We start from the raw sequence: 7,160 nt of genomic DNA on the forward strand, positions 1-7,160 counted from the left end.
CATCAGTATGGAACTAAACTGCGTAGCTTAGAAGCAACTTCCTAAAAAATCGCTTGAATAGCCGATGGCGCCTGAAGCTAGACACCAAAACTAAGTTCAAATTTTATACTTTCTCTTAATAAAAAACCCGAAAAGACACTTTTTACAAGTGTCGATATTCGGGTTTTTGAGTGTAATCAGGATTACAATTCCTCACCATTCGTTTCAATCACATGCTGATACCACTTAAAGGAGTCTTTCTTATAACGCTTCATTGAGCCGTTTCCTTCATTATCACGGTCTACATAAATCATGCCATATCGTTTTTTCATTTCACCTGTTGTGAAGGAGACGATATCGATAATTCCCCAAGGAGTATAGCCAAGTAAATCAACACCATCGTAAGTGACCGCTTTTTTCAATGCCTCGATATGTGATTTTAAATAATCGATTCGTTGCGGATCATGGATGGAGCCGTCCGCTTCTAATGTATCCACTGCACCAAAGCCATTTTCAACAATAAATAATGGAATTTGGTAGCGATCATAAAAACGATTCAATGTATATCGTAATCCTGTTGGATCAATCGCCCAACCCCAGTCGCTTGATTTGATGTAGGGATTTTCTACACTATTTGGCAATCCGCCATTCACGACATCACCGGTATTATCATTCACAACATCGCTTTTCACAGTTGTCGACATATAATAGCTGAACCCTAAATAATCAACAGTACCATTTCGTAAGATTTCTTCATCACCATCTTCGAATTTGATTTGATAGCCTTCTCGTTCAAACTCCTTTAATGCGTAGCTAGGGTAGTATCCGCGAACATGCACATCTGGGAAGAAGTAGCGTTGTCTCATTTCTTCCTCCGCTAGCATCACATCTTCCGGATTAGATGAATAAGGATAAATCGGTACATGAGAAACCATGGCACCAATTTTGAATTCCGGGTTAATTTCCTTTCCTTTTGCAACGGCTAAGGCGCTAGCTAGTAATTCATGGTGTCCTGCTTGGTACATGACTTCTTTTGCGTTTTCACCTTCTTTTACAACAACACCCGAGTTTGTCCACAAGAAGATCGGATTATTGACATCCATTTTATTGTTGATTTCATTAAAGGTCATCCAGTATTTCACTTTATCTTTATATCGTTTAAAGCATACTTCAGCGAATTTTGCGAAGTAGTCTACGACCTTTCTGCTTCTAAATCCGCCATATTCTCTTGCTAGATGTAATGGCATTTCAAAGTGAGAGAGCGTGATGACAGGTTCGATCCCATTCTTTAATAATTCATCGAACACATCATCATAGAATTTTAGTCCTTCTTCATTAGGCTCAGCCTCATCACCCTTTGGGAAAATTCTGCTCCAGCCGATCGACGTTCTCAAGCATTTCAAGCCCATTTCAGCAAATAATGCGATATCTTCTTTATACTTATGGTAGAAATCAATCGCTTCATGGTTTGGATAAAACGTATCAGTTTCAATTGTTTCAGTAATTCTTCTTGGTACACCATGTGCACCTGCTGTCATCACATCCACAACACTTGGTCCTTTTCCGCCTTGGTTCCAGCCGCCTTCAAATTGGTGAGCGGCTAAAGCACCGCCCCATAAAAAATCCTTTGGTAATGTTGCCATTTTCAATTCCTCCTTATTTTATAACCGTTAATAATCTTTTATTTAATCTACTATTCTGACGATCTTCAACAATAATTTCTTTATAAGCATGTGAATTCGTGACGATAAGTGGTGTCGTTATTTTCAGGCCTTCCTTTTCGATCGTTTCTTTATCAAATGTGATCAGTAAGTCGCCTTTTTTGATCTTATCTCCATCGTTTACATGTAAAGTGAACGGTTTTCCGTCTAATGTAACGGTATCCAAGCCAATATGCACAAGTAGTTCAACACCTGATTCTGAACGCAGGCCGATCGCATGCTTAGTAGGTGCCACCATGACAACATTTCCATTAAACGGTGCATATAATTTGTTGTCTGAAGGCTCTATCGCTAAGCCTTGTCCCATCGCCCCTGAGCTAAATACCTCATCAGGTACCTCTGATAGCGGGATGACATTACCCATTAATGGGGCATCGATCGTTTCTTCATTTGTCTGTTGGAAGCTTGGTTGCTCGGATCCTGAATTTTCACTAGCTTCTTTAGTTGCGGAATCCTCACCATAACCGAAAACCTGAATCAATACGACAGGAAGAATAACCGCAATGGCAGTACCGATTAAAATTCCCCAGATGGAAGATGGCTGGTCAGGACTAATACCGTTTACAATTGTTAATGGTCCTGGAAGTCCGGCATAGGCAAAGTAGTACGGATTAAAGAAGCTGGCTGTAATGGCACCGATCGCCCCTGAAATACAACCAAAGATAAATGGTTTCTTAAATCTTAATGTAACGCCATAAATCGCAGGCTCAGTGATTCCGAATAAACCAGTTACACCTGCCGAAACACTGACTTTACGTGTTTCTTGATTTTTAGCCTTTAGGATAACCCCAAGTACGGCACCAACTTGCGCGATAACGGCGATCGTTTGATACGCCTGGAAGGAATCGCGTCCATATAAATCAAAATTTGCTAGAACCATCGGCGTGATTCCCCAGTGTACTCCGAAGATAACGAGCACTTGCCAGAATGCACCGATAATCGCCCCGGCTACTGCAGGTACGTTTTCCGCTAAGAAGTTATAGCCATTCGCAATTCCATTTGCGCCCATTGTTGTGACAGGTCCAATTAGTAAAATCGTTAACGGCACCATGGCCACAATACATAAAAATGGTACAAATAATGGTCTAATGACTTCATTCATCCGCTTATTTAAAAATCTTTCAACATATGACAAGATCCACACTAAGAAAAGCGGCGGCAATACGGATGAAGTATATACTGTTTCAGATAAGGCAATACCTAAAAACGTGATGCTTTCACCAGCTGCAATTTTTGCTGCAAGCTCTGACCAAGTCGGACTGACTAATGCAGCACAGCATGCGACGGCAATATAGGTGTTTGTTTTAAAATGCTTTGACGCTGTAATCGCAATAAAAATCGGCAAAAAGGTGAAAGGTGCCCAGGAGATAAAACTTAGAATCTGATAAGTTCCCGTTTCTGCAAAGCGATCAAACAATAAATTTATGAGAATTAATGCACCTTGCAAAATACCAGCCGCTGCTAAAATATAGACAAACGGAGCAAAAACAGCTGACATCGTCGCAATGATACGATTTAAAATCGTTCCTTTGTTTTCGCTTACTCCCTCTGAATCTTCTACCTTAACTAAGCTGGAAAATTGCTCATACACTTCTCCAACATGCTGCCCGATCACAACCTGGAACTGTCCGCTATTTTCGACAACGGTAATAACGCCGGGCATTGATGATACTTTTCCTTTGGCTTCCGGTTTTGAGCGTTTTAGAACAATTCTAAGCCGAGTGGCACAACGTGTAACGCTTAGAACATTCTCTTCCCCTCCAACAGCTTCTAATATATCTTTAGCAAGTTTCGAATAATCTCTAACTTTAGTAGCCATGTAGTATACCTCCTTAATATCATAATACGCTTTCATTATAATTGTAACGGTATAATTTATCAAGTACATAATAAAATTATAATATGCGTATAATATAGTTAGATATTCTTTTGGAATTTATGGTATAATGCTAATACTGTATGAGATTAATCAAATAATGAGGAATACACATGTTAAAATATCAACATATCGCAAACGAAATAGAAAAATATATCGTAGATCATGCCCTCCAGCAAGGAGATAAACTGCCATCATTAGAAACATTTATGAGTCAATTTGAAGTGAGTAAGAGCACAATTATAAAATCATTAGATCTCTTAGAGAAAAAAGGGGTCGTGTTTCAAGTCAGAGGCAGTGGGATTTTTGTTAGAAGGCATAAGCGAAAAGGATATATTGGACTGCTTTCCAATCAAGGGTTTAAAAAGGATCTTGAGGATTTTCAGCTCACGTCAAAGGTATTAGAATTAGACGTGAGAAAGCCAACTCACGAAGCGGCCCTTAATTTAAACATGGAGCTTAACGATGATATTTATTATGTCAAACGAATTCGTTATATTAACGGACAAACTCTATGCTTAGAGGAATCGTTTTATAATAAATCAATTGTTACGTATTTAAATAAAGAGATTGTATCTGAATCAATCTTTCACTATATAACGGAAGGGTTAGGACTAAAGGTCGGTTTTTCAGACATCTATCTTCATGTTGGCAAACTTAATGAGGAAGAAGCGGAGTATTTAGGCATGAAAAAGGGTGACCCTAAGATGCACGTGGAACAAGTTTTTCATTTAACTAACGGGCAGCCGTTCGACTTTTCAAAAGTTACCTATAACTATGAACAATCACAGTTCTTCATCCAAGCAAATAGTTCTTTCTTTTAAAAGAAATGTGTAAGTGCCAGCCCCTAAGCAAGAAGGCTGGCACTGATTATTTAACAAATCTTGTTTAAGTCATCATTTAATTTTCGTGCTTGATATTTAAAGAAAAGATAGAAGGCAATCCAACATACAGCATAGATGACAATGGAAATGATGAGTAGTAAAAGAAAATGCTTCATCGTGAATGGGACCCAGCCAATCGAAAAGGCTAAGATGAGGTACAGGATCATAACAGAGGCATAAGGTTTTTATTTGAGGAAGATGAAGTTTCTTCAGGTGTCCTTTTTAATGGAAAGGCTTTTAAGCTCAAATTAGGATAACCAACCTCTCGATCCAAAAGATTGAGAAGTTGGTCCAAGGATTATTTTTTTACAGCATGAATATAATGAATGGCTTCGAATGCTGTTAGATGATCTGTTCGATCACGAAAGAACTGATCATTTATCTCAGCCGGAGATAAGTGTTCATAGATAAGGAGTCCCTGTTCTTCTAATAAACTTTCCATTTCAGAGTAGGAAAAACACGATTTCATTGGTTCTCCGCTGGCAGCAGCCATTTTCACCATGTTCACTACCCTGTTATATAAGCCTTTTTCGTGAAATAACGTTTCATCCCCATAATCAAATACGATGGAGCTTCCTGATGGTACTCTATTAAATAAGTTTTTTATTACTTTTTTTATCTCGTTTTTTGTTAAGTAATAAGAAACTCCTAAAAGACTAAAGAACGTTTTTTGTTCTGTAAATCCCTTCTTAAACAGCTCTTCATCAGAGAATTCTTTTGTAAAGTCTATAGAAACAAAGTGCAGGTGATTTGGAATTTCAAGCTTTGCAGCAGCTAACCGTTTCATTTTAATTTCCTGTGTGGCTGGAAGGTCAATTTCAAATATTTCTAAGCTTTTCTGTAAGTCGGGATGACGAAAACAAAATGTATCCATTCCAGCGCCAAGAATAACATATTGTTTTAGGCCAAGCTTTATTTCGTTTAATAATACCTTTTCACAGTATGCCATTCTTGCTAAAGGAGTTGGAGAAAGCTGAACTTGTGTAATCCATTTTAAAATCTTTTCAGGATCGTCTTTAAACCTTTGAGCAAGATCCTTGTTAAAGAAATGTGCCGCTTGAATCAAATTCTTTCTTATCTCTGAAAATTCTTCTTTGGAAATTAGATCCATTGCGAGATAATCATCAAATAGTTTTGGTGAGTCATTCAGACTGTGATATGCACGACCAAAAGCTGAGAGTAAAGAAGTTAAACTGGCTTCATTTTGTTTCAAATAGTTTACCTCCCGCATAAACGAAATTTAGATTCCCCGGCCAGGAGAACCTTAGTATAAAACAGAAATTAAAAATTGTAAATTATAGCATAAATGAAAAATTTTGTCAATGATTCACTTCACTTTTATTTGCGAAAGCTTCAATTCGCGAAAAGTTTTGTACAATAAGGATATGATATCGATCTATTTTGAGGGGTGTTGTTCATGATATTAGTCAGTTCTTGTTTAGCAGGGTTAGAGGTAAGGTATAACGGTACGCATAGTTTAGACAATAGAATAAGTAAATTAGTGAAAGAGAATAAAGCTGTAACGATCTGTCCGGAACTGCTTGGCGGGTTTTTAACCCCAAGGGAACCTGCTGAAATAGTAGGAGGAGATGGTGAGGATGTAATTGATGGAAAGGCTAGAGTGATTGAGAAATCTGGTAAAGATGTAACCGAGCTTTACATAAAAGGAGCTTATGCCACCTTAGCAAAAGCCAAAACAATAAACGCAGCAATCGTTGTTCTCAAGGAAAATAGTCCATCCTGTGGCAGCTCAATGATTTACAATGGCGAATTTAAAGGGAAGAAAATTGCCGGAAATGGAGTAACCTCAGCTTTGCTTAAAAGATATGGATTACAAGTAATATCCGAAGAACAATTTGTTGATTACATCTTTTAATTTTTTCAGTGACAAAGGTAGGGACGGAAACGTTGTTATGAAAAGCAGACTAACAACCTTGTGTATCCTATTAATTAAGCGTACAAACAATTGGCTTGGCTGTAGACTTCCCTTTGGAAGGAATCTCTGTCTGGACTTTACCTGTAATTGGTCTTCTCATGGCGGCTTATTATACAAGGTATTTGCAAAAGGACTAAAGAGAATTTGAAAGATTTATTGTCCTATAGTTCTTTAAAGATGATAAATTTTTCAGTATTTGAAGATTACAGTTGAGAAAAGAGGCAGGAAACCTCGCAATAAAAGAAACAAAGGGTAAATGCTTTAGAGTTTATCCTATAACTTTCAATTTGAGCGGAGGACCCACTATGAGTAAATTTGCAAATACACCACAACCGCCTTACTATGCGGTTATCTTTGCATCCGAGCGAGCAAAAGCGGGTAAAGGTTATGAGAAAATGGCAGAAAAAATGGTAGAGTTAGCTTCTGATCAAGAGGGTTTTTTAGGAGTTGAAAGTGCACGTGATCATGAATTGGGAATTACGGTTTCATATTGGGAATCTTTAGATGCGATAAAAAGGTGGAAGGAACATTCAGCACATATGGTTGCACAAGAACGTGGCAAAAAAGAATAGTACAAAAGCTTCGTATTACGAGTTTGCAAGGTTGAGAGAGATTCATTTTTTTAGATGTAGTGTTATGGTTAATTAACCTTCTATAACTTACACCTTGCTAAAGCATGAAATGCTCAGATGTTATTGCCATCCCAAAATGACCAAAAGTTGACGGTATTGCCTGTCCAGAATTAGACGATTATAATGTCCATA

At 37.9% G+C, this 7,160-nt stretch carries 7 protein-coding genes; 3 read left to right on the forward strand and 4 right to left on the reverse strand.

Going from position 1 to position 7,160, the window contains the following annotated elements:
* Nucleotides 1-182 precede the first annotated feature (182 nt).
* Both bglA and Q1B07_RS21010 read right to left on the reverse strand, forming a co-directional pair.
* Nucleotides 183-1,622: a 6-phospho-beta-glucosidase BglA gene (gene bglA, locus Q1B07_RS21005; RefSeq protein ID WP_299093824.1), complete on the reverse strand. Its 1,440-nt coding sequence runs from the start codon at nucleotides 1,620-1,622 to the stop codon at nucleotides 183-185.
* 13 nt (nucleotides 1,623-1,635) lie between these two features.
* Nucleotides 1,636-3,519, reverse strand: coding sequence for a beta-glucoside-specific PTS transporter subunit IIABC (locus tag Q1B07_RS21010; protein ID WP_299093825.1), 1,884 nt, complete (start codon nucleotides 3,517-3,519; stop codon nucleotides 1,636-1,638).
* Nucleotides 3,520-3,689: 170 nt separating this feature from the next.
* Between Q1B07_RS21010 and Q1B07_RS21015 the strand changes: the two genes are divergently transcribed.
* A complete protein-coding gene (locus Q1B07_RS21015; protein WP_299093826.1) occupies nucleotides 3,690-4,400 on the forward strand; it encodes a GntR family transcriptional regulator in 711 nt (236 codons plus the stop codon).
* A 50-nt stretch (nucleotides 4,401-4,450) separates the two neighbouring features.
* On the opposite strand, the gene Q1B07_RS27085 is transcribed toward Q1B07_RS21015, so the two are convergent.
* Together Q1B07_RS27085 and Q1B07_RS21020 are read right to left on the reverse strand one after the other, a co-directional pair.
* Entirely contained in the window at nucleotides 4,451-4,627 is a 177-nt protein-coding gene (locus Q1B07_RS27085; protein ID WP_366945250.1) for a DUF3021 family protein, read from the reverse strand.
* 131 nt (nucleotides 4,628-4,758) lie between these two features.
* Nucleotides 4,759-5,673, reverse strand: coding sequence for a class I SAM-dependent methyltransferase (locus Q1B07_RS21020; RefSeq protein ID WP_299093828.1), 915 nt, complete (start codon nucleotides 5,671-5,673; stop codon nucleotides 4,759-4,761).
* A gap of 204 nt (nucleotides 5,674-5,877) precedes the next feature.
* On the opposite strand from Q1B07_RS21020, the gene Q1B07_RS21025 reads away from it, so the two are divergent.
* Nucleotides 5,878-6,336, forward strand: a complete 459-nt coding sequence (locus Q1B07_RS21025; protein WP_299093829.1) for a DUF523 domain-containing protein — start codon at nucleotides 5,878-5,880, stop codon at nucleotides 6,334-6,336.
* A 365-nt stretch (nucleotides 6,337-6,701) separates the two neighbouring features.
* Complete coding sequence (locus tag Q1B07_RS21030) at nucleotides 6,702-6,968, forward strand: antibiotic biosynthesis monooxygenase (RefSeq protein ID WP_299093830.1); 267 nt, start codon at nucleotides 6,702-6,704, stop codon at nucleotides 6,966-6,968.
* The last annotated feature ends 192 nt before the right edge of the window (nucleotides 6,969-7,160 follow it).

Origin of the sequence: uncultured Metabacillus sp. (assembly GCF_947503125.1) — a bacterium.
Taxonomy (GTDB): Bacteria; Bacillota; Bacilli; order Bacillales; family Bacillaceae; genus Metabacillus.